This window comes from Arthrobacter sp. 05T45, from assembly GCF_056395875.1.
In genome coordinates this window covers 132,902-158,043 of record NZ_JBFTKI010000003.1, presented here as the reverse complement: position 1 = coordinate 158,043, position 25,142 = coordinate 132,902, and the positions used below count along the sequence as shown (strand labels likewise).

The window sequence follows — 25,142 nt, the reverse complement described above, 5'->3', positions numbered from 1 at the left end:
CTCAGAGGTCGAGGTTAACGGGGCCGGCGGCTGCCGACACGCACGTCTGGATTAGTTGGCCGGGCTCGCCGTGCACTTCGTTGGTGCGCAGGTCACGGACGTGGCCGGCCCGCAGCGGGATGAGGCAGCTGTGGCAGATACCCATCCGGCAGCCGCTGGGCATGAGGATGCCGGCGTCCTCGCCGACATCGAGCAGCGGGGTGTCGCCATCGGCCTCGACTTCACGGTCGGAGGCCTCGAAGGTGACCAGGCCGCCGTCGTGCCCGGCGCCGCCGGCGAGGCTGGTGCTGAAGCGTTCGATGGTCAGGGTGCCCGAGCTGGCCGCGGCCTGCTGGGCGTCCTCCGCTTCGGCCTCCCACAGCGCCTCGGCGTCGTTGAGGAACCCTTCCGGACCGCATGCGTAGGCGGCGCGCTGGCGCCAGTCCGGGCAGAGCCGGTCCAGGTCGGCGGCCGAGGTGAAGTCCAGCCGTCCGCTCTCACCGGTGAACCAGTGCGTGACGCGCAGGTTGGGGAACTGGTCGGCGAGCTCGGCGAGTTCTTCACGGAAGATGGTGTCCGCGGCGGTGCGGGCGGTGTGGATCAGGACGACGTCCGAATCCGGGCGGTGCGGAACGAGTGTGCGGATCATCGACATCACCGGGGTGATCCCGCTGCCGGCCGTGAGCATGAGCAGCGGCCGCGGATGCTCGGGCAGGACGAAATCGCCCTGCGGGGGCGCCAGGAACAGGACGTCGCCGGGCTTGGTGCCGCGCACGAGGGCCCCGGAGACGGCGCCCATGTCGGTCACGGTGATTGCCGGGTCCTGTCCGGCGGGGGCGCTGAGCGAGTAGGACCGCCAGTGGCGGACACCGTCGAGCTCGACGCCAATACGGGCCCACTGGCCGGCAAGATGTGCTTGCCAGCCGCGGCCGGGACGGAAGAAAATGGTGGCGGAATCGGCCGTTTCTGGAACCACCCTGGTGACTACGCCGCGCAATTGGCGGGCGGAAAACACAGGATTGAACAGCGACAGAATGTCTTCTGGAGCTAGTGGGGTGGTCAGTAGAGATGCGGCGCGCGCCAGCTTACGGAGCCGGATCATTCATCAAGCTTATGTCAGATTGCGCCATACTTCTTCACCCAAGGCATACGATCGACTCAAGAAAACTATCCCGCCGCAACAACTCATCGGACTTTTCATGAACACATCCCCTGCCCGGGAGCCTGCCGGCCCCACCCCCGCCTACGATCCTCCCTGGCTGGCCCTGCCGCGGGAGGTCAGCGACATGCTGCGGCCGCGGATGCCCGGCATTGTAGAGGCCATCATCGAAGCCGTCCCGCAGCTCGTCCCGGCGTACGCCAGGCCGATCGAGGGGCGCTTTGGCAGGGGGCTGCGCAGGGGCGTGGCCGCGGCACTGGACCGCTTCCTGCAACTGCCCGGGACCCGGCTGCCGGCGCTGTCCGAGGAAAGCCGGGAGCTGGTGGCCGGGCTGGGCAGCGGCGAGTTCCGGCAGGGGCGGAGCATGGACGCGCTCCTGAGCGCCTACCGGATGGGCGCCCGCGTGACGTTCCGGGAGATGTCCAAAGTCTCAGTGGAACATCATCTGGGCCAGGGCGTCGTGGTGGATCTGGGCGAATCGATCCTCGCGTACATCGATGAGCTGTCAGCGGTCAGCGCCGAGGCCTACGCCTTTGAGCAGTCCGAACGGGCCGGAGCAGTGGACCGGCGGCGCACCGAACTGCTGGACCTGCTCCTGCTCGGCCAGGCCGACGAGGCGGCCCTGCGCCAGACGGCGGCGATGGCGGACTGGTCCCTGCCCCAGCGCATGGCGGTGGTGACGCTGCCGCTGGACCGCGCGGCCGGGCTGCGGCTGCGCCTGGGCCCGGGCACCCTTGTGATTGAGCGCGAGACCGATGTTGTCGCCCTGGTGCCGGCGCGGATGTCGCGCTCCGCCCGGGACGACCTGGACCGTGCCCTGAAGGGGCGCGGCGCTTCCGTGGGACCGGCCGGGGGCTGGGAGAGGGTTCCGGATTCGCTGCGGCTGGCCGTGCTGGCCGCCGCAGCACTGCCTCCGCGGGAGGGACCGGATGACCCCCCGATCTGGGCCGACGAGCACTTGGCGCAAGTGATTCTCGGTGCAGAACCCTCGGCGATCACCGAACTCGCCAACCGCCGGCTCGCGCCGCTGGAAGGGCTCCGGCCCGCACAGCGCGACCGGCTCGCCGAAACCCTGCTCTCCTGGTTGCGCCACTGGGGCCAGCGGGCGCCCGTGGCCGCCGAGCTCGGGATCCACCCGCAGACCGTGGGCTACCGGGCGGCCCAGCTGCGCGAGCTCTTTGGCGACGCCCTCGAGGACCCAACGGCGCGCTTCGAACTCGAACTGGCCCTGCACGCCGGCCGGCGGTAGGCCAAGCCCGTCGGGCGGACCGCAGGTTACCCGGCGAGCGCCCGCCGGCTGTGGAGCCGCAGCTCCAGGTCGTGCATCACGAGCGCCGCCAGGTCCTCCAGCGCGGCAGTGTCCTCATCGCTGAACTCGCGGGGCTCACGGTCCAGGATGCAGAAGGTGCCCAGGTTGTAGCCGTCCGGAGTACGCAGCGGCACCCCGGCATAGAACTGCAGGCCGAACTCGCCTGCCACGAGGGGGTTGGCCAGCGTCCGGGGATCGTTGACGGCGTCCCGGACAATCCAGGCATCGCCCTGCAGGACGGCGGAGGCGCACAATCCGGGGTCCCGGCCGATTTCCGTGACATCCGTGCCGTGGTGGGACTTGAACCAGATGCGGTCATGGTCCACAACACTGACAATCGCCACGGGCACCGAGAACATGCGTGCGGCCAGCGCCGCGATCCGGTCAAAGGCGCCGTCCGCGGGTGTGTCCAGGATCCGGTACCGCTCGACCGCCTGCATGCGCCCTTCTTCGTCGGTCAACAGCGCGGCCGGGTCCCGGCGGCGGCGTCCTGTGCCGTTGATGACTTCCTGGCGCAGGGCCAGGGACACTTCCCGGGCCGGCGGGCGGGCGGCCGGATCCCTGTCCAGCATGGAGGTCAGCAGGGCCGCCCACATGGGCGCGATGTCTTCGGGGACGTCCGGGTCGTGGAGCAGCCGGGCCAGGGCGGACTGCACCGGCGCGCCGGGATAGGCCATTTTCCCGGTCAGGCCTTCCAGCAGGACCAGCCCCAGCGAATAGATGTCGCTGGCGGGGCCTGCCGGTTCGCCGGCAGCCTGTTCAGGGCTGAGGTAGGCCGGGGTGCCGGAGCTGTCATCGGGGTCGCCGTGGTGGCCTTCGCGGATGGTGATGGCCACGCCGAAGTCGCTGAGTTTGGCGCGGGCGCGCCGGTCCTCGACGCTGTAGTCCACGAGCAGGATGTTGGCCGGCTTGACATCCCGGTGGATGATGCCGTGGTGGTGGATGTGCGCAAGACCGTCGGCGAGATCGTGTCCGATCAGCGCCATGTGGGCCGCCGACAGCGGACCCTCGGCCGAGCGGCGGCGCAGGTCGGGGCCGCGGACGAGTTCCATCACCAGATAACTGAGCCGGCGGGTCGGGTCACTGAGGTCGGTGCCGGCGTCGAACAGTGTCACGAGGGCGTGGTGGGCCATCCCCGCCAGGATCCGCACTTCATCGGCCTGCCTGCGGGTCCGCTCTTCGTCCACTGTCCCGTCGCGGAAGAGTTTGACTGCCACTTCACGCCCCAGGACCTCGTCCGTGGCACGGTACACGCTCGATTGGCTGCCCCTGCCAATGAGTTCTTCGATCCGGTAGCGCCCGCTGAGCAGGAAACCGGGGTCCATGGTTGTCAAAGGTCTACGTGGTCCCTCTAATGGGGCCGCCGCTGGAAGCGGGCGGATCAGTCCAAAGCCGGGACAAATCCCGGCACCCGCACCATAAGCAAGCTTACTTATCATAACGCGGAAACCGGATTCCGGAAGACTTCCCTGGAGTCTTTCGGTCCGCCGTCTTGGGCTATTTTGCGGGGTTGTGGGTCCCGATCGGCACCAGGGTGAGGTCAGGGTGGTTCTTTTCGATCCGGCGCAGGGCCCAGACGTCGTTGAACAGGGCCAGGTATTCCCCGTCGGAGCGCAACAGGACTTCGGCGCCGGGGACGTTGGCCAGTGCCGGCATGGCGTCTGCGGTCGAGATCCGGGCCATGGAATACGGGAGCCGCTCCAGCCGCATCGGGGCGCTGAAGTCGTGCGCCATGCGGTCCTCGACCACTTCGAACTGCATGGGGCCGACGGCGGCAAGAACGGGCGCCTGGTCACCGCGGATGTCGGAGCGGAGCACCTGGATGACGCCCTCGTGCTCGAGTTGTTCGATGCCGCGGCGGAACTGCTTGAACCGGCTCGGGTCCTTGGAGCGCGCCACCTGGAAGTGTTCCGGGGCGAACAGCGGGATCGCCGGGAACTCCACGGGCTGGTCCAGGAACAGGCTGTCCCCCACCCGGAGGGAGGAGGCGTTCACGAGCCCCACCACATCGCCCGGGAAGGCCTCGTCGATCACCTCGCGTTCGCGGCCGAAAACCTGCTGGGCGTACTTGGTGGCGAAGGATTTCCCCGTCCGGGTCTGGGTGACCACCATGCCGCGCTCGAACATGCCGGAGCAGACACGGATGAAGGCAACGTGGTCGCGGTGGGCCTTGTTCATGCCGGCCTGGACCTTGAAGACGAACCCGGCGAACGGGGCATCCACGGGGCGGGGGTCGCCGTCGACGTCGGGCCGCGGGGCAGCGGGCGGGGCGAAGTCGACGAGGGCGTCGAGGATTTCCTTGACGCCGAAGTTCAGCGCGGCCGAGCTGAACAGGATCGGCGTCGCCTTGCCGGCGTGGAAGGCCGCGACGTCGAACGCCAGGTTGGATTCGATGACCAGCCCGGCCTCGTCCACGGCGTTGGACCAGTCGTCGCCCTGGCTGGCGGCGGCCTCGTCGGGGGTGAAGTATTCGGTGAGGGCGATGTTGGCGCCGGCGTTGTTGCGCTTGAACTGCGCGAAGCGGTCGTTGCGCAGGTCCCAGACGCCGCGGAAGTCGCCGGAGATGCCAACGGCCCAGGTCAGCGGCATCGGCTGCAGGCCGGTGCGCTCGGTGATCTCGTCCATCAGCGCCAGGGCGTCCAGGCCGGGCCGGTCCCACTTGTTGATGACTGTGATGATGGGCAGGTTGCGCTGCTTGCAGACCTCGAAGAGCTTCATGGTCTGGGTTTCCAGGCCCTTCGCGGCGTCGACCAGCATGACGGCACAGTCCACGGCCGCGAGCACGCGGTAGGTGTCCTCGGAGAAGTCGGCGTGGCCCGGGGTGTCCAGGAGGTTGATCACGGTGTCCCGGTAGGCGAACTGCAGAGCGGCAGAGCTGATGGAGATGCCGCGGTCCTTTTCCATCTGCATCCAGTCCGAGACCGTCTCCTTGCGGTTGGCCTTTCCGCTGGAGGCGCCGGCCGTGCCGATCACCTTTGCGTGCAGCGCCAGGGCCTCCGTCAGGGTGGATTTGCCGGCGTCGGGGTGCGAAATGACCGCGAAAGTCCGGCGCCGGGCCGCCTGCTTGTGAATCTCCTGGACTCGGGCGGGGCTGAGGACTTCTTGAGACACGATGCTACTTTCGCTGCGGCAGTGGACGGGTCACGGCGCGGAGAGCCCGCGGTACACCCAAGGATCCAAGTTTATCGCAGGCCGCGGACCACGGTCGAAGCTGCGTCCGGACCGCGCATGAAGCTGCGCGAGGCCCGGGCACGAAGCTGCGGCCTTGCGGCGCCAAAATGCCGTCACGGACGGCGCCCGGGGCAGCCCTTCAGGAGGCCCGCGGCGGCACGCCGCAATGGACCACTTTAAGGCTTGCCTGTGCGGAAGTGGCCTTGCTTTACCCCTATCATGGGGAGAGCGGGGAACTGAGTACTTTGATCCTGCCGGGAGACCCTGGAATCCGGCGCACTTGCAGGCTCGTCCCTGCACCTTTGAAGGGAAATCTATGGCTCGGAGCCCTGAAGATGCGCTCAAGGCGACCCTGGCCAGGGTGGCACCGGGCACAGCCCTCCGCGACGGCCTGGAACGCATCCTCCGCGGCCGGACCGGCGCGCTGATCGTGCTGGGCATCGACAGGACCATCGAGTCCATCTGTTCGGGCGGCTTCGAGATCGGCATCGACTTCTCCCCCACCCGGCTGCGGGAACTGGCGAAGATGGACGGCGCCATCGTCTGCGACAAGGATGCCAGCAACATCCTGCGCGCGGCGGTCCAGCTCGTCCCGGATTCGAGCATCGAAACGCAGGAATCGGGCACCAGGCACCGGACCGCGGAACGCGTGGCCATCCAGACGGGCGTCCCGGTCATTTCGGTCAGCCAGTCAATGCAGATCATCGCGCTGTACGTGCACGGGCTGCGCCACGTCCTGGAGGGCTCCGAAAAGGTCCTGGCCCGCGCCAACCAGGCCCTGGCAACCCTGGAACGCTACCGCTCGCGCCTGGACCAGGTCACCAGCTCGCTCTCGGCCCTGGAAATCGAGGCCATGGTGACGGTCCGTGACGTCGCGGTCACCCTGCAGCGCCAGGAAATGGTGCGCAGGATCTCCGAGGAAATCTCCCAGTACGTCCTGGAACTGGGCGAGGACGGCCGCCTGCTCTCGCTGCAGCTGGACGAGCTCACCGTCGGCCGCGGCCCGGGCAGCGACGTCATCATCCGCGACTACTCCGGGCCGGCCGCAACAGCGGAGGACATCGACAAAGCGGTCAAGGCCCTCGTCAGCCTGGGCCCAACCGAGCTGATCGACCTGGGCAAGATCGCCGGGATCGTCGGCTTCGCCGGCGGCGAGGCCAACCTCGACGCCGTCGTGCAGCCGCGCGGCTACCGCCTGCTCTCCGGGCTCAAGGCCGTGCCGAAGGCCGTCGCCGACCGGCTCGTCGACCACTTCGGCGGCCTGCAGTTCCTGATGGCGGCAACAATCGATGACCTCATGACCGTCGACGGGATCGGTGACCAGCGTGCCAGGACCGTCAGGGAGGGCCTGAGCCGCATGGCCGAGGCCAGCCTGCTGGACCGCTTCCTCTAACCCCCTCCACAAGCCCACCGGGGGGTAACAGGAGTTATGCGGGTCAGCTGAGCTGGAACACGGCCTTGGGGCTGTTCTTGTTCGCCAGCCGCGCGGTGAAGACGTAGTAGGCGCCGCCGGCACCGGGCGTGGCCTCGACGGGCTCGCAGCCCTGCACCGTGCGGTTGCGCTGCCACGGGAAGTTCGCCGTCTCGCTCTTGCCCGGAGCAATGGTCTTCATCAGGTCCGCGCTCTCCGCCTGGCAGTCCTTGGAGGAGAAGATCCGGTCCGAGCCGCTGGTGATCATGTACTCCATCTGCGACGTCCCGATGTTGACCTCGCACGGGACCTTGTTGTTGTTGGTCACCGTGAGGCTCAGCAGCGGCTTCTCACCGGCGGCGTAAGCCTGTTTGTCGGTGGCGGCCGTAACGGTGATCAGATTCTGCTCGCAGCCCTCCCCCGATGTGGCCGTGGGTGAGGCGGAAGCCTCCCCGGACGCCGTCGGGCTCCCCGACGCGGAGCCAGCCGGGCTGGCCGCCGGCGACGGTGCTGCCCCGGACGGCTGGGCGCCGGCAGACGGGCCCCCGCCCATGGCATTCGAAACCGCCACAAAGCCGCCGAAGGCCACGGCGATGACGAGCAGCAGGACCACCCCTGCAAACAGCCGGCGGCGGCGGTACACCCGGCGCAGCGGGGGCCGTCCGGATTTGCGCCCGGCTTGCCCCGGGGCCGAACCTTTCGGCCGCGAACCGCCCGTACCTGAAGTGCCTTGCCTGACCATTCTTCTAGCCTAGAGAACCACGCGGGCTATGGCGCCCGACCACGCCGCGGGACCTGACGCCGTCCCGATCCGTTACCCCGATCTATTACGCTGAATGGATCGAAACTCTAACCCCCACGCCCCCCGTATCCGCCGCGGCACCGCGGGACCCCCTGCCCGCCGGGGCGCCCGGCCGTGCCGACAATCTCCCAGCGCTCCATGCGGCCCTGGATGACTGGTTCGCGTCCAACGCCAGGGATCTGCCGTGGCGGGCCGCGGACTGCTCGCCCTGGGGTGTGCTGGTCAGCGAAGTGATGCTCCAGCAGACGCCGGTGGTCCGGGTCCTGCCGGTCTGGGAGGAGTGGCTGCGCCGCTGGCCGGAACCGGCAGATCTAGCCGGCGAACCCGCCGGGGAGGCCGTCCGGGCCTGGGGCCGGCTGGGGTATCCCCGGCGCGCCCTGCGTCTGCATGCCGCCGCCGCCGCCATCAGGGACAGCCACGGCGGGGCCGTCCCCGGCACCTACACCGAGCTCCTGGATCTCCCCGGTGTGGGCAGCTACACGGCCGCGGCCGTCGCCGCGTTCGCCTATGGACGCCGCGAAACGGTGGTGGACACCAACATCCGCCGGGTCCACGCGCGGCTGGTCTCCGGCTCTGCCCTGCCGGCACAGGCCCTGACCGCTGCCGAAATGCGGCTGGCGGCGTCACTGCTCCCGGACCGCCCCGGCGCCTCGGTGCGCTGGAACGCCGCCGTCATGGAACTCGGCGCGCTGGTCTGCACTGCGCGGGCCCCCAAGTGCGGCCAGTGCCCTGTCCGGGAGTCCTGCGCCTGGCTGGCGGCAGGCGAGCCGGCGCCAACGTACACGCCCAAGGGGCAGGCGTGGCACGGCACGGACCGGCAGGTGCGCGGCGCCGTGATGGCCGTCCTGCGGGCAGCCGAGGAGCCAGTGGCGCCGGTGCTGTTCCACCAGGCCCCCGCGGACCTGGGCTTCGAACCGCAGGGCATCAACATCCCGCTCGCGGCCCTGCACCGGCTCAACGCGGCCCCCGAGCAGCTGGAACGGGCGCTGGCCGGCCTGCTGGGCGACGGCCTTGCCGAACTGCACCAGGGCGGCTTCCGGCTCCCGGGCTGAGGATCTACGCTGGAGCATGCGCAAGCTGGCGGCCGCGGCCGTGCTGGTCCTCACCGCAGTCGTGGCTGTCGCGTGCCGGCCGGAGGCCGCCTGCCCGGCGATCGCCCAGGCGCCCGTTGTGTCGCTCACGGTGGACCGGGAGTACGCCCCGTCAGTGCGGACCATCCATCTGGCCGCGTGCCAGGACGGCCGCTGCAAGGAGGCGGACCTCGAACTGGTTCCCGGGAGCACGGCCGTGGACCAAGGCTGCGAGCCGGGCCCCTACGGCGGCGACGGCGTCTGCTCGGCCACTTCTTCGCCCGACGGCACCCTGACCGGAATGCTGATGATGGAGACGCTGAGCGCCAGCCGGATCGAGGTGACGGCCACGGGCACGGACACCGCCGGGAACCCGCTGCCGGCCAGGACCGCGGCGTTCACGCCCCGGGCGGCACACCCGTTTGGTGAGCAGTGCGGAACCTTCATCACCGCCAGCGTGGTGCTCGACGCGGCCGGCCTCCGCCAGGCACCCTAGCGCTTACGGTTCTCCGAACCCCGAGCCGACCAGGCGTTCAAGGTAGTCGACAGCCTTGGCGGCGTCCGGGCCGCTGGCCTCCACGTGCAGGACGGTTCCCTTGCCGGCGGCAAGCATCATGAGCTCGGTCATGGAGGCGCCATCGGCGCCGTTCACGGTCACCTCGGCGTCCATGGCGGACAGGCCTCCGGCGATCTTCGCTGCCGGCCGGGCATGCATGCCGGTCTGGTTGACGAGCACAAAGTCCCCGGTGGCGTCCGGCGGCTGCTGGTGCACATGCCCCGCCTCCGCGGGATGGGCGGGGGGCCGGTAGACGGCCTCGGCCGCGTCCTTCACCGCTGCCGCTTCGGCCCCTGCCTGGGCAGCCACCGCGGCCGCGACGAGTCCTTCGACGATGGGCGCGTCAGCAATCAGCACCGAGCCTGGATCGGCTGCAAACTCCGCAGCGGACTCGGCCGTCATCACCGCGGAGCCGAGGTCGGCGAGCACCACCACACCGTCACCGGCAGCCTGCTCCAGGGCCGCCATGACCTTGTCCAGGCTCGTGCCGATGCGGCCGTCGTCGGTGCCGCCGGCGGGGAGGATCAGGACGTCGGGAGCCATCTGCGCGGCGAGTTCGACGGCGCCGTCCGCGATCTTGGAGCTGTGCGAGACGACCACAAGCCGGACTGTCATTCGGCCGCTCCGGCCGCGGCGCGCAGAATCAGCGCGCTGGAGACCGCTCCGGGGTCGCGGTGGCCGATGCTGCGCTCCCCCAGGTAGCTGGCCCGGCCCTTGCGGGCGAGCATCGGATCCGTGGACACGGCGCCGGCTTCGGCGGCTTCCGCCGCGGCAAGCAGCACCTTTCTGACGTCCCCGTCGCCGTCGCCAGCCGCTGCGGCGGCCGCCTCGATCGCGGGAGTCCAGGCGTCCACCATGGTCTTGTCGCCGGATTCGGCCTTGCCGCGGGCGACGATCCCGTCGCGGGCGGCCTGCAGCGCGGCGGCGAGGGTGGCGGCGTCGACGTCGGAGCTCTCACCCAGGGCCGTGGCGGCCCGCAGGAACGCCGTGCCGTAAAGCGGGCCGGCCGCCCCGCCAACCTTGGACATCAGCGTCATGGCCGTCAGTTTCAGCGCCGCGGCCGGGGTTTCCGGCGGCGCCTCGGCAAGTTTGTCCATCACGGCCCTGAAGCCGCGGTCCATGTTCTCGCCGTGGTCCGAGTCCCCGATGGGCCGGTCCAGCTCGATCAGTTCCACCCGGTGTTCCGCCATGGCCTGCGCCGAAAGCGTCAGCCACCGCACCGCCCAGCCGACGTCCAAGCCCACGGTCAGACGCCCCAGCGAAGGGCCGGAGTGTGCACTGGAGCGTCCCAGAGCGTTGTCATCTCGTCATCGAGGCGCAGGACAGTGATGGAGCAGCCCTGCATTTCGAGGGAGGTGATGAAGTTGCCCACCAGGGAGCGGGCCACGGTGACGCCCTGCTCGGCCAGTTTCTGCGCGGCCCTGCGGTAGACGATGTACAGCTCACTTTGCGGGGTGCCGCCCATGCCGTTGACGAACAGGAGCACCTGGTCCCCGGAAGCAAGGCCGAGGTCGCTGACCACCGGATCCAGGAGCCGGTCGGTGATGCCGTCGGCGTTTTCCATCGGGATGCGGTGCCGTCCCGGTTCGCCGTGGATGCCGATGCCGATCTCGATCTCGTTTTCCTCGAGCTCAAAACTGGGCACCCCGGCATGCGGAACGGTGCAGGCGGACAGCGCCACGCCCATGCTGCGCACGTTCTGGTTGACGCGGTCACCGATCGCGGCGACGGCGTCCAGGTTGTCACCGCGCTCGGCGGCCGCACCGGCGATTTTCTCGACCAGGACGGTGCCGCCAACGCCCCGGCGCCCGGCCGTGTACAGCGAATCCTCCACGGCGACGTCGTCGTTGACGAGCACGGTGCGGATCTCGACGCCTTCGGCCTGCGCGAGTTCGGCGGCGGTTTCGAAGTTCAGGACGTCACCGGTGTAGTTCTTCACGATGTGCACGACGCCGGCGCCGGAGCTTACGGCCAGCGTGGCCGGCAGGATCTGGTCCGGAGTGGGAGAGGTGAACACGGCGCCCGGGACGGCGGCGTCGAGCATGCCCAAGCCCACGTACCCGCCGTGCAGCGGCTCGTGTCCGCTGCCGCCGCCGGAGACGAGCCCGACTTTCCCTGCGACGGGAGCGTCCTTGCGCACGATGTATTTCGGGTCCGGGAAGACGGTCACGAGGTCGGCGTGAGCAAGCCCGAACCCTTCCACTGACTCGTCGACCACGGCTTTGGGATCATTGATGAGTTTCTTCATGGCGGTGCTCCCTGGATGGTGTCCTGGCTGCTTGCTTAGACCCTACTACCGGGGCACGGCCGGCGGTAGGCTCCCCGTTCCCCCGGCCCGGGCTCCCTTGCGGGCTGCGAATCACGGGGCGGCGGGGTTGTGGCCGTGCGTTCCGAACCCACGCGCTTCAGGCTTGTTGGTCGGCCCACGCCGGAGAATGCGGCCAGGCATCGACGCCCAGCCATGAGAACGGCGGTGCGGCGAGCCGGCCCTTGCGGGCGCGGGACGCGGCCGGCGGTCCTGACGCGGCAGATACCGCCCCGGCGGTCTGCCCCGTCACGCCGGCGCCGGGCGAGGAGTGGTTGGCGGGCTCGGGCGGCAGCGCTTCCAGCGGCTGGTCCGGCGGCCCTGCCGGAGCACTGGCGATTGACCTGTGGATTGCGGAGAGATCGGGAAAAATCACGGCTTTGTGCAATTTTTTGCCTCCGGAAGTATGGCGGCCCACCCCCTGGGCCGGCATCAGTTTATCCATCAAATTTATTGAAGGGAAGCCCTGCGTGGACGTCGAGTTCCTGGCGGCCGCCGACGCCGGCGCCCCCGACGCCGGCGCCGTCTTCGCCGGCCGGGACGCCGCCTTCGCCGACCGGGGCCGCCCTCGCCGGCCGGGGCGCAGCCGTCGCTGGCCCGGGCGCAGCCGCAACCCGGCGGGGGCTACAGCTCCTTGATCATCCTGGTGTTGCCCAGCGTGTTCGGTTTAACCCGCGCCAGGTCCAGGAACTCGGCCACGCCTTCGTCGTGCGAGCGCAGGAGCTCGGAATACACCACGGGGTCGACGGCGGTCTGGTCAGCCATGACTTCAAAGCCGTGCTTCTTGAAGAACTCCACTTCGAACGTCAGGCAGAAGACCCGGGAGACTCCCAGCGCGCGGGCATCCTCCAGCAGGCGCTCCACCAGCGCGTGGCCCACGCCCTTGCCTCGCCACGCGTCCGAGGCCGCGAGGGTGCGGACCTCGGCGAGGTCCTCCCACATGACGTGCAGCGCCCCGCAGCCGATCACCTCGCCGTCTTCGGATTCTGCGATCCGGAACTCCTGCAGGCTTTCGTAATAGGCCACGGTTTCCTTGGCCATGAGGATCCGCTGGTCAGCCAGCGGCGCCACGAGGGTCTTGATGGCGCCAACGTCGTCGGTGCGGGCGGGGCGGATGCGGATCGTCTCAGTGGCGGTCTCAGTCACGGTCTCAGTCACAGCCCAATCTTACGGGTGCCCCGGGCGCGGCCGGCTCCCTGCCGGCACGGCCCCGGGCCGTCAGAGACCTAGTTCGTCGGGGACGGGAACGTCCTTGTCCAGCAGGTTCCTGGCCAGGAAGTGCTCCACGACGCCGTACCAGACCTTGGCGTGCTGCGGCTGCAGGATCCAGTGGTTCTCGTCCGGGAAATACAGGAAACGGTGGTCCGTTTCGCCGTTTCCGTCCGCCGCCAGCTGCGACTTGGCGAGCAGCTCGTACCAGAGCCGGAGTCCCTCGCCGATCGGCACGCGGTAGTCCTTGTCGCCATGGATGACCAACATGGGAGTGCGGATGTTCTCCACGTGCAGGTGCGGGGAGTTCTCCAGCGCCATCTCTGCCGTCATCTCCTTGAGCCAGTACTGCGCGGCGTCGGTGGTGGGGCCGAACTGGTCCAGGGCCCAGAGGCTGGCGTGCGTGACGATTGCCTTGAAGCGGTCCGTCTGCCCGGCCACCCAGTTGGCCATGTACCCGCCGAACGAGCCGCCCATGGCGGCCGTGCGCGTCTGGTCGATGTCGGAGCGCTGCACGACGGCGTCGGTGATGGCCATCAGGTCGGTGAACGGAGCCTTGCCCCATTCCCCCCAGCCGCGCTGGATGTGGTCCTGACCGTAGCCGGTGGAAAGGGCAGGGTCCGGGAGCAGCACCGCGTAGCCGCGCGCCACCAGCAGCCACGGGTTCCAGCGCCACGTCCAGGCGTTCCAGGATCCCAGCGGGCCGCCATGGATCCAGAGCAGCAGCGGGGCCGGGGCCGCGGCGGACGCGCCCTCGGGCAGGGCCAGGTACGCGGGCACACGGGCGCCGTCGGCCGCCGTCGTCTCCACGCGCTCCAGCGTGCCCTTGAAGTGCGGGCGTTCCGCGGGCGCGGGCAGGCGGACGACGTCACCGGAGGCGAGGTCGATCCGCACAGGTTCGGCGGGGAATTCGTAGGAGCTGCGCAGGGCGTAGGCGCTGCGTCCGTCCGGTGCGACGACGACGTCGGTGTACGCCGCGGCGTCGGCCGTCAGGCGTAGCACCGGGGCCGTCCCGCCCGGGCCTCCGGCCACACCGATCCGGAATACCGGCGATGCGCCGTCCTCGTCGGCGGTGACCAGCAGGGCCGATCCGTCCGGCAGCCATGCTGCGGGGCGGGCCCAGCGGTCCCAGTCATGGGCGAGCGGCGTCAGGGCGACGTCCCCGGCCGCCGGGCCGGCGATGTCGAGGAGGGACAGCTTGACCCGCGGGGCCGCCAGCGGCGTGGTGTCGCTTTCGCTGACCACCACCAGGCTCCGGCCGTCCGGGCTGACCGGGCCCGGGAAGTAGCTCAGGCCTTCCGTGTCCAGCAAGACCGTGCGGGTGCCTGTGGCGACGTCGATGGCGACCAGCACGGAACGTGAATCGGCGTTGGCGAGGGGCTTGGCGAAGCTGCTGTAAATCGTCGTGCCGTCCGGACTGAGCACCGATTCGGCGTCCCTGAGCCGCGTGCCGGCGTCGGGCGTCAGGTTGCGCAGCTTCAGCGGCGGCGCGGCGTCGACGGTGGCCGGCTTTCCGGCCTCCAACGGGTCTCCGGGTTCGACGGCGAACAGCCGCGGCTGCGCCGGGCCCAGGTCCGCGTCCCAGTAGCGGACTGGGTAGCCGCTGTGCAGGATGGCCGCGACCTTGTTGTCCTTGCGCGCTTTCCGGCGTTCCTCGTCATTGTCCTCGTCCGTGGAGCCTGCCAGGACCGAGGCCGCGACCACCACGGTGTCGGCGTCCTTGGCGGCGTGGACCCCGCCGATTCCGCCGGCCCGGGACAAGGCCACCCGGGCTTCGCCGCCGTCGGACGGCAGCATCCATAGGGCGTTCACCGGGTCTGCCTCGGGGCTCTCCGGATCGGGACGGGCCGAGGTGAAGTACAGGTCGCCGTTGGCGGCAAACACCGCACCGGCCTCCCCCTTGGCGCTGCGCGTAATCCGGCGGGCCTGTTTGGCCCCGCCCGGATCCACCTCCCACAGCGCGGTGCAGTATTCGGTGCCCTTCGCGCCGAGGGTCGCCACTGTGGTCACCAGCCGGGTGCCGTCCGGGCTCAGCGTCAAACCGCTCACTCTGGGGATCGCGAGGTAGTGGTCCAGATCGTGGAAGGGGGTCTCGGGTTGTTCGCTCAGGGTCTCTGAGTCCTTAGCAGCCATGCACCGATTCAACACCGAATGTGGCATCGATCACAAAACGTTCACTAAGAGTGAAACATTGCTTTCAGATAGGGCTCCCGAATCATGCGGAACGGGCCCTGGCGCTTTAGCACGGACACCGCCCACCGTTCGCCGAAGATGGCCGCTAAGCCAGGTCCCATAGCGGCCATCTCTGGCAAATGGTTCACGACGGCGGGCAACGCAAAGGCCCCGCCGCCCCTTTCGGGGCAGCGGGGCCGATGTTGCTGGTGCTTAGACGCTCGGAGCGATCTCCGGGATGCGCGGCTTGGCGTTGCCGGCGAAGGTGAACTTCGCGTCGTCGCCTTCGCCTTCGACGTCCACCACCACGATGTCGCCGGCGTGCAGTTCGCCGAAGAGGATCTTCTCGGAGAGCTGGTCCTCGATCTCGCGCTGGATGGTGCGGCGCAGCGGCCTGGCACCCATGGCGGGGTCGTAGCCGCGGGTCGCCAGGAGCACCTTGGCCGCGGACGTGAGCTCGATGCCCATGTCCTTGTCCTTGAGGCGCTTCTCCAGGCGGGCGACGAACATGTCCACGATCTCGATGATCTCGTCCTGGGTCAGCTGCGGGAAGACCACAACATCGTCAACACGGTTCAGGAACTCGGGGCGGAAGTGCTGCTTGAGCTCCTCCGTGACCCGGGCCCGCATCCGGTTGTAGCCGGTCTGCGTGTCCGTGCCGGACTGGAAGCCAGTGGCAACGCTCTTGGAGATGTCCCGGGTGCCGAGGTTCGTGGTCATGATGATCACGGTGTTCTTGAAGTCCACCACGCGGCCCTGGGAGTCGGTCAGGCGGCCGTCTTCCAGGATCTGCAGGAGCGAGTTGAAGAGATCGGCGTGCGCCTTCTCCACTTCATCGAACAGGACCACGGAGAACGGACGACGGCGGACCTTCTCGGTCAGCTGGCCGCCTTCCTCGTAGCCCACGTAGCCCGGAGGGGCACCGAAGAGCCGCGACACCGTGTGCTTCTCCGAGTACTCGGACATGTCCAGGGTGATCAGGGCGTCTTCCTCGCCGAACAGGAACTCGGCGAGGGCCTTGGCCAGTTCGGTCTTGCCGACGCCGGTGGGGCCGGCGAAGATGAACGAGCCGCCCGGCCGCTTGGGGTCCTTGAGGCCTGCACGGGTGCGCCGGATCGCCTGGGACAGGGCCTTGATGGCCTCGTTCTGGCCGACCACGCGCTTGTGGAGCTCGTCTTCCATCTTCAGCAGGCGCGAGGACTCTTCCTCGGTCAGCTTGAAGACCGGGATGCCGGTGGAGTTCGCCAGCACTTCAGCGATGAGGTCTTCATCAACTTCGGAGATGTCGTCCATGCCGCCGGTCTTCCACTGGCGTTCCTTTTCGGCGCGCTCGGCAATGAGCTTCTGCTCCTTGTCGCGCAGCGACGCGGCGCCTTCGAAGTCCTGCGCGTCGATCGCGGATTCCTTCTCCAGCTTCATGGCGGCGATCTTCTCGTCCATGATCTTGAGCTCCGGCGGAGCAGTCATGCGGCGGATACGCAACCGCGCACCGGCCTCGTCGATCAGGTCAATCGCCTTGTCCGGCAGGAAGCGGTCCGAGATGTAGCGCTCGGAAAGGGCCGCCGCCGAGGCGAGGGCGCCGTCGGTGATGGTGACCCGGTGGTGTGCCTCATACCGGTCGCGGAGGCCCTTGAGGATCTCGATCGCGTGCGCGACGGAGGGTTCCTTGACCTGGATCGGCTGGAAGCGGCGCTCCAGCGCGGCATCCTTCTCGATGTGCTTGCGGTATTCGTCCAGCGTGGTGGCACCGATGGTCTGGAGCTCGCCGCGGGCCAGCATGGGCTTCAGGATCGAGGCCGCATCGATGGCGCCTTCGGCGGCACCGGCGCCCACCAGGGTGTGGATCTCATCGATGAACAGGATGATGTCGCCGCGGGTGCGGATCTCCTTGAGGACCTTCTTCAGGCGCTCTTCGAAGTCGCCGCGGTAGCGGGAGCCGGCCACGAGGGACCCGAGGTCCAGCGTGTAAAGCTGCTTGTCCTTGATGGTCTCCGGGACGTCCCCGCGGACGATCGCCTGAGCCAGGCCCTCGACGACGGCGGTCTTGCCGACGCCGGGCTCACCGATCAGCACGGGGTTGTTCTTGGTGCGGCGGGAAAGGACCTGCATGACGCGTTCCATTTCCTGCTCGCGGCCGATCACGGGGTCCAGTTTGTTCTCGCGCGCCGCCTGGGTCAGGTTGCGGCCGAACTGGTCCAGGACAACGGACCCGGCCGGGGTCCCCTCAGCCTGCCCGGGGCCGACACCGGCGCCCGTGGCTTCCTTGCCCTGGTAACCCGAGAGCAGCTGGATGACCTGCGAGCGGACCCGGTTCAGGTCTGCGCCGAGCTTGACGAGCACCTGGGCGGCAACGCCTTCGCCCTCCCGGATAAGGCCGAGGAGGATGTGCTCGGTACCAATGTAGTTATGGCCCAGCTGCAGCGCCTCGCGCAGCGAGAGCTCCAGGACCTTCTTGGCGCGGGGGGTAAAGGGGATGTGGCCGGAGGGCGCCTGCTGGCCCTGGCCGATGATCTCCTGGACCTGCTCGCGGACACCGTCGAGCGAAATGCTCAAGGATTCAAGGGCTTTGGCGGCAACACCTTCACCCTCATGGATCAGACCCAAGAGGATGTGTTCGGTACCAATGTAATTGTGGTTCAGCATGCGTGCCTCTTCTTGGGCAAGCACAACTACGCGACGGGCACGGTCCGTAAATCGCTCAAACATTTCGCCACACTCCTAGCTACGACGTACTTTGATGCTACGTGGCCGGGTTCCAGATTTGGGGCTTGTTCGCCACAGGGGAAACCGGAGGGTTGCGCAACCGCGCCAGGACCGGGTCCCGGACAAGGGGCAAGAACCGCCCGGAACCCCACCGGACGGGCGCAACCTGCCGATCCGGAAGGGCGCATTCGGCCCTTCCGGACGGGCGCAACCGGCCGCTAAGCGGGCCAGCCGGGTGGACGGGCGCACCGCCGGAAGGGCGCCGTCGGCATGGCAAAGGTGCCCGAATTGACGAAGATGGCCGCTAAGCCTGGCCCCATAGCGGCCACCGTCGGCAAATGGTTCACTTCGTGCGGGACATATGCCTGGAAATGCTGCAGGGGAGGAACATGGGCGGCGGAGCCTGTTCATCGCCGGACGGGCGGGCCGATCTGCCGGACGGGCGCACCGACGCCGGCATGGCAATGCCCCCGTCAGATAACGGGGGCATTGGCATTTGACAGACGCTCGATTACGACGGCATGAAACGTGATTGCGGCTTGATACTGCGCCCACATGCCGGGCCCGGCACTGCGGCCTGACGCCGGGCCCTGCTAGGAATTAGCCTTTTGGTAGGCTTCCTGAATTTCAGCCTGGATGCGTCCGCGGCTGTTTACCGCATAGCCGTTGTCCCGTGCCCACTGGCGGATCTGGGCAGAGTCCTGATTCCGTCCGCTGGAAATTTTCGTGCGCGTGGCGCGTCCGCTTGACGTTTTGCGCGCGTGCGTCACAAATCGGTCCACCGCGGAGCGCAGTTCTGATGCATTGCTTGACGACAGGTCAATTTCGTAGCTGACGCCGTCAAGGCCAAACCGGACAGTTTCGTCCGCGGATCCCCCATCCAGATCATCAACGAGGATGATTTTTACTTTCTGTGCCATAAAGGACTCTCTTTCCAAAGATCGAGCGTTTAGAAAAGCAGGATGTATCTGGAATAAGTATCCTCCGCGTTACAGCAGGGAGTCAAAGCGCAAAACTCTGTCCAAAGGAAAACCTAAGGCGGCAATAGGGAACTATTACTTCTTTCGGGTAATTAGCTTCCCAGGGTCCCGGATTCCGGTCCTTTGGCCCTAGTTTCGGCCTCGGCATGGGCGCGGGCTTCTGCCTGCCGCTCTGATTTGTCGGCATTGAATATGGATTTCATGGCAAACCAGAAAAGCAGGCCCACCACGATGGGGGGCAGCAATACGGCGATATAGTCCATGCTCAGTGTCCTTCGGGCTTCAACAGGGGGAAGAGGATCGTTTCGCGGATGCCGGCTCCGGTGAAGAGCATCACGAGCCGGTCGATGCCGAGGCCGATCCCGCCCATGGGCGGCGCGCCATACTCGAGCGCACGGAGGAAGTCTTCGTCCAGCTGCATTGCCTCCACGTCACCCGCGGCGGAACGGCGGGACTGTTCGGTGAGGCGTTCGCGCTGGATGACCGGGTCGATCAGTTCGGAGAACGCCGTGCCCCGCTCCATGCCGCCGATGATGAGGTCCCAGGCCTCGATCAGGCGGCCGTCTTCGCGGTGCTGGCGGGCCAGCGGCTGCGCGGACGGCGGATAGTCGTAGACGAACGTGGGGTTGAGCAACGTCGGCTCCACCAGTTCACCGAAGAGTTCGACGACGAGCTTCTCGGCTTCCCAGGCGGCGTCGACCTTGACCTCGTGCTTGGCAGCCAGCTCCAGCAGCTCGGCAACCGGGGTGTCGGGGGTTACTTCCTGGCCCACGAAGTCGGACAGTCCCGGGTAGACCGCCAGCCAGGTCCATTCGCCGTCGAGGTTGATCTCCCCGGCTTCGGTCTGCAGCACGCGGCCCACACCGGCGGCGTCGGCGGCGTCCAGGATGATCTCCTTGATCCGGTCCGCCATGACGAACTGGTCCGCCCACGCCTCGTAGGACTCCAGGGTGGTGAACTCGGGGCTGTGCGTGGAGTCCACGCCCTCGTTGCGGAAGACCCGGCCCATGTCGTAGACGCGGTCGATCCCGCCGACCACCGTGCGCTTGAGGTAGAGCTCGGTAGCGATGCGCAGCGTCATCTTCTGGTCGAAGGCGTTCATGTGCGTCTCGAAGGGACGGGCCGTGGCGCCGCCGTGAACCAGCTGCAGCATGGGGGTTTCCACCTCAACGTAGCCCTGGCGGTGCAGGGTTTCGCGGATGGAGCGGGTGATCGCGGCGCGGGTGTACACCATCTCGCGGGCTTCGTCTCGGACAATGAGGTCCACGTAGCGCTGGCGGACACGCGTTTCTTCGTTCAGCCCGGCGTGCAGCACGGGCAGCGGGCGCAGCGCCTTCGAGGCCATGGTCCAGGAATCCGCCATGACGGAGAGTTCGCCGCGGCGTGAGGAAATGACCTCGCCCTTGATGAAGACGTGATCGCCGAGGTCCACGAGAGACTTCCACTCCGCGAGCGCCTCCTCACCGATGTTGGCCAGGCTCAGCATGACCTGCAGCCGCACGGCCTTCCCGTCCAGGCCGCCCTCCTGGAGGGTGGCGAAGCAGAGTTTGCCCGTGTTGCGGATGAAGACGATGCGGCCGGTCACGCCAACGGCGTCGCCAGTTGTTTCATCGGCCTGCAGGTAGGCGTATTTCTCCCGGATTTCCGTGAGCGAGTGCGTGCGTTCGACACCCACCGGATATGCCTCGACGCCGCGTTCGATCAGCTTCGCGCGCTTCTCCATGCGGATGCGGGTCTGTTCGCTGGCATCATGCGGCTCGGCGGCGTTGTTCGGGGTGGGGGTGTTTTGGGAAGTCACAATCCCCAAGTTTACCGTCGATTTGCGTCCGGGAAGGTCCCGGCCCGGTTCTGCCCTGGCGGCAGCCAGGCGGACGGGGTGCGGGAATAGACTCGAAGTTGTGGAGACATGGACAGTGAGGACCGACGACGGCAAGGGACACCTTGAGCTGCACACCATCCGCCCGGCGGGGCACGCACCGGGCAGAACAGCCGCGTCCGACGCCGCCGTGGCGTCCCGCGGCGAAGGATCCGGCGTCGTCGTCGTGCACGGGACCCTGATCACCGATGCGCTCTACCGGTCCTTTGCCCGAAAACTTTGCCGGCTGCTGGACCAGCCGGTGCACTGCTACAACCGCCGCGGACGCGCAGGTTCCTCGCACCAGCCAGCCGACTATTCCGCCGCCACCGAGGTGGCCGACCTGGCAACCGTGCTCCGCGAGACCGGCGCCAGCGACGTCGTGGCCCACAGCTATGGCGGGTTCGTGGCCCTCGAGGCCGCCCGGCGCCTGCCGATCCGCAGGATGGTGACTTACGACGCCGCCGTGAGCCTCTCCGGGAACCTCACCCAGCGCTGGCGGCCCGAACTGGAAAGGTCCGTGGCTGCCGGCGAACTCGACCACGCCTGGGCGCATTTGGTGCAAGGCCTGGAGACGGCCGGCCCGGTGTCCATGCTGCCCTTGGGCGCGCTGCGCATGCTCAGCATCCTCTCGGCCCGGACCAGGCTCGGCGCCGAAATGCGGCAACTGCTGCCCACGGCCGTCGCCGAGATGCGCGCGGTACTGGATGCCGACGCCGAACTCGAGGATTTTGCCGCCATCACCACCCCCACCCTCATGCTCAGCGGCGGCTGGAGCCCCGGCTACTTCGCCGACACGAGCCACCAGCTTGCCGACGCCGTCCCCGCGGTCAGCTTCGCCGTGGTCCCAGGGCAGCTCCACGAAGGCCCCATCCGGCCGGGAAGCCGGCTGGCCCTCCGCACGGCCCGGTTCCTCCACGGCGGGCCCGGGGCAGCGACCCCGCCGCCCGTCAGCCTGGCCGGCAGCCTTGCAGCCGCGGGCGTGCCGGCCCGGTGGCGGCGCAGTGGGCCCGGCCGCTGAGGGCTGCGACGCGACCGACCGCTAGAATCGGGGGCGACCCTTTCGAAAGGACCCCCTTGGCCAAGCTCTACTTCCGCTACGGCGCCATGAACTCCGGCAAATCTACGGGGCTTCTGCAGGCGGCCTTCAACTATGAGGAACGCGGCCAGCGGGTCCTGCTGGCCAAGCCGGACGTGGACACCAAGGGCGACTCCGACGTCGTGTCCCGCCTGGGCATGACCCGTTCGGTGGACTTCCTGATCCCCGCCGGCGCGTCGGCCCGCGACCTGTTCACCGCCCAGGCCCACGGCGACGATCCCGACGCCCTGCTGCAGCACGTGGACACCCCGCCGGTGGCCTGCCTGCTGGTGGACGAGGCCCAGTTCCTGGAACCGGAGCAGGTGGACGACCTCTTCCGCATCGCGGTCCTGGACAACGTCCCCGTCCTCGCCTACGGCATCCGCACCGACTTCCGGACCCGCGCGTTCCCCGGTTCCCTGCGCCTGCTGGAGATCGCGCACACCCTCGAAGAGCTCAAGACCATCTGCCGCTGCGGACGGAAGGCCATCTTCAACACGCGCCGGATCGGGGACCACGTGGTGTTCGACGGGAACCAGGTTGCGATCGATGGCCAGGACGTCTGGTACGAGTCGCTCTGCGGCGCCTGCTACCTCGAGGTCTCCGGCGGCCGGCTGGGCAACTAGCGCCGGCGCGATCATGCAGCGCCGCTGCGACGGGACCACAACTGAACTGCGGTCATACTGGACTGCGGTCATAGTGGACTGCGCCCTACTTGACTGGCGCCATAGTGCACCGCGGCTTACTGCACTGGGGCGTGGCCTCGGCTAGGCTCGGAGCATGACCCGCGAGAACATCAGAACCCCCAACGGCGGAACGATCGAGCTTTTGAGCACGGGCGCCGAGCTCGCCTCGGCGGGTTCGGGCATCGTCGTCGTGCCGGCCTCGATGGTGACGGCCGCCGACTACACCCGTTTCGCGCAGAAACTCAGCGCGTCACTGGGGCGGCCGGTGCACACCTTCAACCGTCGCGGCCGCGGCTCGTCCTCCCCGCAGCCTGAGGATTACACCCTCGACGTGGACATCCACGACCTCGACGCCGTCATGAAGCACACCGCCAGCACGGACGTCTTCGGCCACAGCTTCGGCGGGGCAGTGGCCCTGCACGCGGCCCGCACCCTGCCGGTGGAACGGCTGGCCGTGTACGACCCCGCCGTGTCCGTCAATCACAGCGTCACGGCGGACTGGACGCCCGAATACGAGCGGGCGACCGCAGCCGGCGACGACGACCGCGCCCTCGCCGTCCTGCTCAAGGGCCTGGAGACCGGCAGCGCCCTGTCCCGGATGCCGCTGTCCATGCTGACGCTGGCGAACAAGCTTTCGGCGGGCACCCCGATCGGCAAGCAGCTGCGCGACCTCATGCAGACCGGCGTCCGCGAGATCAAGGCGATCATCGCCGCGGACATGCCGGCCGAACCCTTCCTGGAACTGCCGCTGGAAACGCTGATCATCGTGGGCGAGAAGAGCCCGGCCTATTTCGGGGTGGCCTGCGCCCAGATCCACGATGTGCTCTCCGGCTCCAGCTATACGATCCTGCCGGGCATGGGCCATGACGGTGTCAACAAGGCGCCGGACAAGCTGATCGCCGAGCTCAGCGCGTTTTACGCAGGCTGACCCGCAACACGCAACGCCCTACAACCAACGCGGGGTCACTTAGCGCACATTCCGGAGGTCCAGACCGGCGCTAAGTGACCCCGCGTTGTTTGTTAATTGCAGCTAGTGGGCGGCCGGGTGTGCCGCGCCTTCGGTTTTGCGCATCATGGTGGACAGCACGACGGCGGCGACGGCTATGACGGCCGCCGTCAGGAATGCCGCATGCATGCCGGCGACCATGCCCGAGGCAACGGCCACGAAAGCGTAGATCGAGACCAGCAGCGCCGTGCCGGCGGCGCCGGCCACCTGCTGCAGCGTGCTCATGATGGCCGAGCCGTGGGAGTACAGGTGCGGCGGCAGTGGGTTCAACCCGGTCGTGAAGGCGGGGGTGAACAGCAGCGCCAGGCCCAGGCTCAGTGCCACGTGCAGGGCGATGATCCACCCCAGCGGCGACGTGGCGTCCAGCATGGAGAACTGCCAGAGGGACAGCACCATCATGATCGAGCCCGTCACTGTCAGCGGCAGGGGCCCGACCCTGTCGAATACGCGGCCGATGAAGGGCCCCAGCAGGCCCATGGCGAGGCCGCCGGGCAGCAGCACCAGGCCGGTCTCGAGGGACGTCAGGCCGCGGATCTCCTGCAGGTACAGCGGCAGCAGGATCACCGCGCCGAAGAGCGCGATCATGGCCACGACCAGCAGCAGCACCGATACGGTGAACATCCGGAAGGTGAAGGCGCGCAGGTCCAGCAGGGGGCCGCCGGTCTTCTGCAGCTTCAGCTGGCGCAGAACGAACGCTGCCAGGGCCAGCACGCCAACGGCCAGTGCCACCACGGCGGGGGTGCGGGAGCCGGCCTGGCCGCCGCCGATCTGGCTCAGGCCATACACCAGGCCGCCGAAGGCGGGGACCGTGAGCACCACGGAGAGGGCATCGAGCCGGGTTTTCTCGGTCTCACCGATGTTGGTCAGGTACCTGGCACCGATGGCCAGCGCGGCGAGGGCGATCGGCAGTACGAAGACGAACATGAACCGCCAGGAAAAATGCTGGAGGATCAGGCCGGAAACTGTCGGGCCCAGTGCCGGCGCAACGGAAATGGCGATGCTGACGTTGCCCATGACGGCGCCGCGGCGCTCCAGCGGCACGAGCGTGAGGATGGTGGTCATCAGGAGCGGCAGCATGATGGCGGTGCCGCCGGCCTGGACGATGCGGGCCAGCAGCAGGACTTCGAAGCCCGGCGCGAGGGCGGCCAGCAGGGTGCCGCCGGAGAACAGTCCCATGGCCAGCATGAACACGGCACGGGTGGTCAGCCGCTGCAGGATGAATCCGGTGGTGGGAATCACAACGGCCATGGTGAGCATGAAACCGGTGGACAGCCATTGCACGGTGGGCGCATCGATGTTCAGGTCCACCATCAGCCGTTGCAGGGCCACGTTCATGATGGTCTCGTTGAGGATCACGACGAAGGTGGCCACCAGCAGCGTGGCGATGATGGCCACGGACTCCCGGGGCATCTTTGCCGGCACGGTGGATGCTGCCGGCGCCGCCGGCACGTTCTGCGCGGCGACGGCGGGGGCAGCGCCCGGTGCGGGATCGCCAGAGGCGTTGGAAGAGACGTCTGTTGACATGGGAATTCCCTCAGGGAGTTTGGTGTGGGTCCGGCGAGCGTCGGCGCTGCTGCAGGTTCCAACAGTCTAGGGCCCGGGGGCATTCCCGTCACCGCGAAAGCAACGCGGGGTCAGTTACGGCCCATGACGGGCGGCGGCATGGGCCGTAACTGGCCCCGCGTTGCTTG

Annotated in this window: 23 protein-coding genes; 8 read left to right on the top strand and 15 right to left on the bottom strand. The window is 68.3% G+C overall.

Annotated elements, in window-relative coordinates; genetic code table 11:
- Position 1 precedes the first annotated feature (1 nt).
- Positions 2-1,081 carry a ferredoxin reductase gene (locus tag AC1DGD_RS05290; RefSeq protein WP_028276907.1) on the bottom strand — a complete coding sequence of 360 codons (1,080 nt, stop codon included), beginning with the start codon at positions 1,079-1,081 and terminating at the stop codon, positions 2-4.
- A 97-nt stretch (positions 1,082-1,178) separates the two neighbouring features.
- On the opposite strand from AC1DGD_RS05290, the gene AC1DGD_RS05285 reads away from it, so the two are divergent.
- On the top strand, positions 1,179-2,387 hold the full coding sequence (locus AC1DGD_RS05285; RefSeq protein ID WP_476849894.1) for a PucR family transcriptional regulator: 1,209 nt from the start codon (positions 1,179-1,181) through the stop codon (positions 2,385-2,387).
- A gap of 26 nt (positions 2,388-2,413) precedes the next feature.
- On the opposite strand, the gene AC1DGD_RS05280 is transcribed toward AC1DGD_RS05285, so the two are convergent.
- Both AC1DGD_RS05280 and AC1DGD_RS05275 read right to left on the bottom strand, forming a co-directional pair.
- Positions 2,414-3,772 (bottom strand): protein kinase domain-containing protein, encoded by a 1,359-nt coding sequence (locus AC1DGD_RS05280; RefSeq protein WP_476856127.1) that lies wholly within the window; start codon positions 3,770-3,772, stop codon positions 2,414-2,416.
- Between the two features lie 172 nt (positions 3,773-3,944).
- Positions 3,945-5,558: a peptide chain release factor 3 gene (locus AC1DGD_RS05275; protein WP_028276909.1), complete on the bottom strand. Its 1,614-nt coding sequence runs from the start codon at positions 5,556-5,558 to the stop codon at positions 3,945-3,947.
- Between the two features lie 376 nt (positions 5,559-5,934).
- Between AC1DGD_RS05275 and disA the strand changes: the two genes are divergently transcribed.
- Positions 5,935-7,011, top strand: a complete 1,077-nt coding sequence (disA, locus tag AC1DGD_RS05270; RefSeq protein ID WP_018774911.1) for a DNA integrity scanning diadenylate cyclase DisA — start codon at positions 5,935-5,937, stop codon at positions 7,009-7,011.
- Positions 7,012-7,054: 43 nt separating this feature from the next.
- On the opposite strand, the gene AC1DGD_RS05265 is transcribed toward disA, so the two are convergent.
- Positions 7,055-7,771, bottom strand: a complete 717-nt coding sequence (locus AC1DGD_RS05265) for a hypothetical protein (protein WP_476856126.1) — start codon at positions 7,769-7,771, stop codon at positions 7,055-7,057.
- Positions 7,772-8,046: 275 nt separating this feature from the next.
- Between AC1DGD_RS05265 and AC1DGD_RS05260 the strand changes: the two genes are divergently transcribed.
- Together AC1DGD_RS05260 and AC1DGD_RS05255 are read left to right on the top strand one after the other, a co-directional pair.
- On the top strand, positions 8,047-8,883 hold the full coding sequence (locus AC1DGD_RS05260) for an HhH-GPD family protein (protein WP_476856125.1): 837 nt from the start codon (positions 8,047-8,049) through the stop codon (positions 8,881-8,883).
- 16 nt (positions 8,884-8,899) lie between these two features.
- Positions 8,900-9,397, top strand: a complete 498-nt coding sequence (locus AC1DGD_RS05255) for a hypothetical protein (RefSeq protein WP_476849899.1) — start codon at positions 8,900-8,902, stop codon at positions 9,395-9,397.
- 3 nt (positions 9,398-9,400) lie between these two features.
- Here the strand turns inward: AC1DGD_RS05255 and dhaM are convergent, their stop codons facing one another.
- The 4 genes from dhaM to AC1DGD_RS05235 form a co-directional block, all read right to left on the bottom strand.
- Positions 9,401-10,072 carry a dihydroxyacetone kinase phosphoryl donor subunit DhaM gene (gene dhaM / locus AC1DGD_RS05250; RefSeq protein ID WP_476849900.1) on the bottom strand — a complete coding sequence of 224 codons (672 nt, stop codon included), beginning with the start codon at positions 10,070-10,072 and terminating at the stop codon, positions 9,401-9,403.
- Positions 10,069-10,701 (bottom strand): dihydroxyacetone kinase subunit DhaL, encoded by a 633-nt coding sequence (gene dhaL, locus AC1DGD_RS05245; protein ID WP_223914688.1) that lies wholly within the window; start codon positions 10,699-10,701, stop codon positions 10,069-10,071. The genes dhaM and dhaL overlap by 4 nt, the downstream gene beginning before the upstream one ends.
- Before the next feature lie 2 nt (positions 10,702-10,703).
- Positions 10,704-11,705: a dihydroxyacetone kinase subunit DhaK gene (dhaK, locus tag AC1DGD_RS05240; protein ID WP_476849901.1), complete on the bottom strand. Its 1,002-nt coding sequence runs from the start codon at positions 11,703-11,705 to the stop codon at positions 10,704-10,706.
- A 157-nt stretch (positions 11,706-11,862) separates the two neighbouring features.
- Positions 11,863-12,138, bottom strand: coding sequence for a hypothetical protein (locus AC1DGD_RS05235; RefSeq protein WP_476856124.1), 276 nt, complete (start codon positions 12,136-12,138; stop codon positions 11,863-11,865).
- 94 nt (positions 12,139-12,232) lie between these two features.
- Between AC1DGD_RS05235 and AC1DGD_RS05230 the strand changes: the two genes are divergently transcribed.
- Positions 12,233-12,400 (top strand): hypothetical protein, encoded by a 168-nt coding sequence (locus tag AC1DGD_RS05230; RefSeq protein WP_476856123.1) that lies wholly within the window; start codon positions 12,233-12,235, stop codon positions 12,398-12,400.
- Here the strand turns inward: AC1DGD_RS05230 and AC1DGD_RS05225 are convergent.
- From AC1DGD_RS05225 to lysS, 6 genes are all read right to left on the bottom strand, one after another.
- On the bottom strand, positions 12,387-12,920 hold the full coding sequence (locus AC1DGD_RS05225; RefSeq protein ID WP_476856122.1) for an amino-acid N-acetyltransferase: 534 nt from the start codon (positions 12,918-12,920) through the stop codon (positions 12,387-12,389). The two genes, AC1DGD_RS05230 and AC1DGD_RS05225, sit on opposite strands and share 14 nt — an antisense overlap.
- A 60-nt stretch (positions 12,921-12,980) precedes the next feature.
- Positions 12,981-15,104 carry a S9 family peptidase gene (locus tag AC1DGD_RS05220; RefSeq protein WP_476856121.1) on the bottom strand — a complete coding sequence of 708 codons (2,124 nt, stop codon included), beginning with the start codon at positions 15,102-15,104 and terminating at the stop codon, positions 12,981-12,983.
- A gap of 252 nt (positions 15,105-15,356) precedes the next feature.
- Positions 15,357-17,849, bottom strand: a complete 2,493-nt coding sequence (locus AC1DGD_RS05215) for an ATP-dependent Clp protease ATP-binding subunit (protein ID WP_476856120.1) — start codon at positions 17,847-17,849, stop codon at positions 15,357-15,359.
- 590 nt (positions 17,850-18,439) lie between these two features.
- The gene (locus AC1DGD_RS05210; RefSeq protein ID WP_028276918.1) at positions 18,440-18,766 is read right to left on the bottom strand and encodes a histone-like nucleoid-structuring protein Lsr2; all 327 of its coding nucleotides are present in this window, start codon (positions 18,764-18,766) and stop codon (positions 18,440-18,442) included.
- Between the two features lie 152 nt (positions 18,767-18,918).
- Positions 18,919-19,089, bottom strand: a complete 171-nt coding sequence (locus AC1DGD_RS05205) for a hypothetical protein (RefSeq protein WP_223914693.1) — start codon at positions 19,087-19,089, stop codon at positions 18,919-18,921.
- Positions 19,090-19,091: 2 nt separating this feature from the next.
- Positions 19,092-20,624, bottom strand: a complete 1,533-nt coding sequence (gene lysS / locus AC1DGD_RS05200; RefSeq protein WP_223914694.1) for a lysine--tRNA ligase — start codon at positions 20,622-20,624, stop codon at positions 19,092-19,094.
- 100 nt (positions 20,625-20,724) lie between these two features.
- Between lysS and AC1DGD_RS05195 the strand changes: the two genes are divergently transcribed.
- The 3 genes from AC1DGD_RS05195 (at position 20,725) to AC1DGD_RS05185 (ending at position 23,373) form a co-directional block, all read left to right on the top strand.
- Complete coding sequence (locus AC1DGD_RS05195) at positions 20,725-21,702, top strand: alpha/beta fold hydrolase (protein ID WP_459383604.1); 978 nt, start codon at positions 20,725-20,727, stop codon at positions 21,700-21,702.
- Positions 21,703-21,758: 56 nt separating this feature from the next.
- Positions 21,759-22,385 (top strand): thymidine kinase, encoded by a 627-nt coding sequence (locus tag AC1DGD_RS05190; protein ID WP_028276920.1) that lies wholly within the window; start codon positions 21,759-21,761, stop codon positions 22,383-22,385.
- A gap of 154 nt (positions 22,386-22,539) precedes the next feature.
- Positions 22,540-23,373, top strand: coding sequence for an alpha/beta fold hydrolase (locus tag AC1DGD_RS05185; protein WP_028276921.1), 834 nt, complete (start codon positions 22,540-22,542; stop codon positions 23,371-23,373).
- A gap of 102 nt (positions 23,374-23,475) precedes the next feature.
- Here AC1DGD_RS05185 and AC1DGD_RS05180 read toward each other — a convergent pair whose 3' ends face one another.
- Positions 23,476-24,975, bottom strand: coding sequence for an MDR family MFS transporter (locus AC1DGD_RS05180; protein ID WP_476856119.1), 1,500 nt, complete (start codon positions 24,973-24,975; stop codon positions 23,476-23,478).
- Positions 24,976-25,142 lie beyond the last annotated feature (167 nt).

Excerpts from the sequence above, each read along its gene's own strand:
- AC1DGD_RS05255 (WP_476849899.1), top strand. The coding sequence starts at position 8,900 with ATGCGCAAGCTGGCGGCCGCGGCCGTGCTGGTCCTCACCGCAGTCGTG.
- AC1DGD_RS05290 (WP_028276907.1), bottom strand. The coding sequence starts at position 1,081 with ATGATCCGGCTCCGTAAGCTGGCGCGCGCCGCATCTCTACTGACCACC.
- AC1DGD_RS05210 (WP_028276918.1), bottom strand. The coding sequence starts at position 18,766 with ATGGCACAGAAAGTAAAAATCATCCTCGTTGATGATCTGGATGGGGGA.
- disA (WP_018774911.1), top strand. The coding sequence starts at position 5,935 with ATGGCTCGGAGCCCTGAAGATGCGCTCAAGGCGACCCTGGCCAGGGTG.
- dhaK (WP_476849901.1), bottom strand. The coding sequence starts at position 11,705 with ATGAAGAAACTCATCAATGATCCCAAAGCCGTGGTCGACGAGTCAGTG.
- AC1DGD_RS05215 (WP_476856120.1), bottom strand. The coding sequence starts at position 17,849 with ATGTTTGAGCGATTTACGGACCGTGCCCGTCGCGTAGTTGTGCTTGCC.
- AC1DGD_RS05185 (WP_028276921.1), top strand. The coding sequence starts at position 22,540 with ATGACCCGCGAGAACATCAGAACCCCCAACGGCGGAACGATCGAGCTT.
- AC1DGD_RS05205 (WP_223914693.1), bottom strand. The coding sequence starts at position 19,089 with ATGGACTATATCGCCGTATTGCTGCCCCCCATCGTGGTGGGCCTGCTT.
- AC1DGD_RS05285 (WP_476849894.1), top strand. The coding sequence starts at position 1,179 with ATGAACACATCCCCTGCCCGGGAGCCTGCCGGCCCCACCCCCGCCTAC.
- dhaM (WP_476849900.1), bottom strand. The coding sequence starts at position 10,072 with ATGACAGTCCGGCTTGTGGTCGTCTCGCACAGCTCCAAGATCGCGGAC.
- AC1DGD_RS05220 (WP_476856121.1), bottom strand. The coding sequence starts at position 15,104 with ATGGCTGCTAAGGACTCAGAGACCCTGAGCGAACAACCCGAGACCCCC.
- AC1DGD_RS05180 (WP_476856119.1), bottom strand. The coding sequence starts at position 24,975 with ATGTCAACAGACGTCTCTTCCAACGCCTCTGGCGATCCCGCACCGGGC.
- AC1DGD_RS05265 (WP_476856126.1), bottom strand. The coding sequence starts at position 7,771 with ATGGTCAGGCAAGGCACTTCAGGTACGGGCGGTTCGCGGCCGAAAGGT.
- AC1DGD_RS05280 (WP_476856127.1), bottom strand. The coding sequence starts at position 3,772 with ATGGACCCCGGTTTCCTGCTCAGCGGGCGCTACCGGATCGAAGAACTC.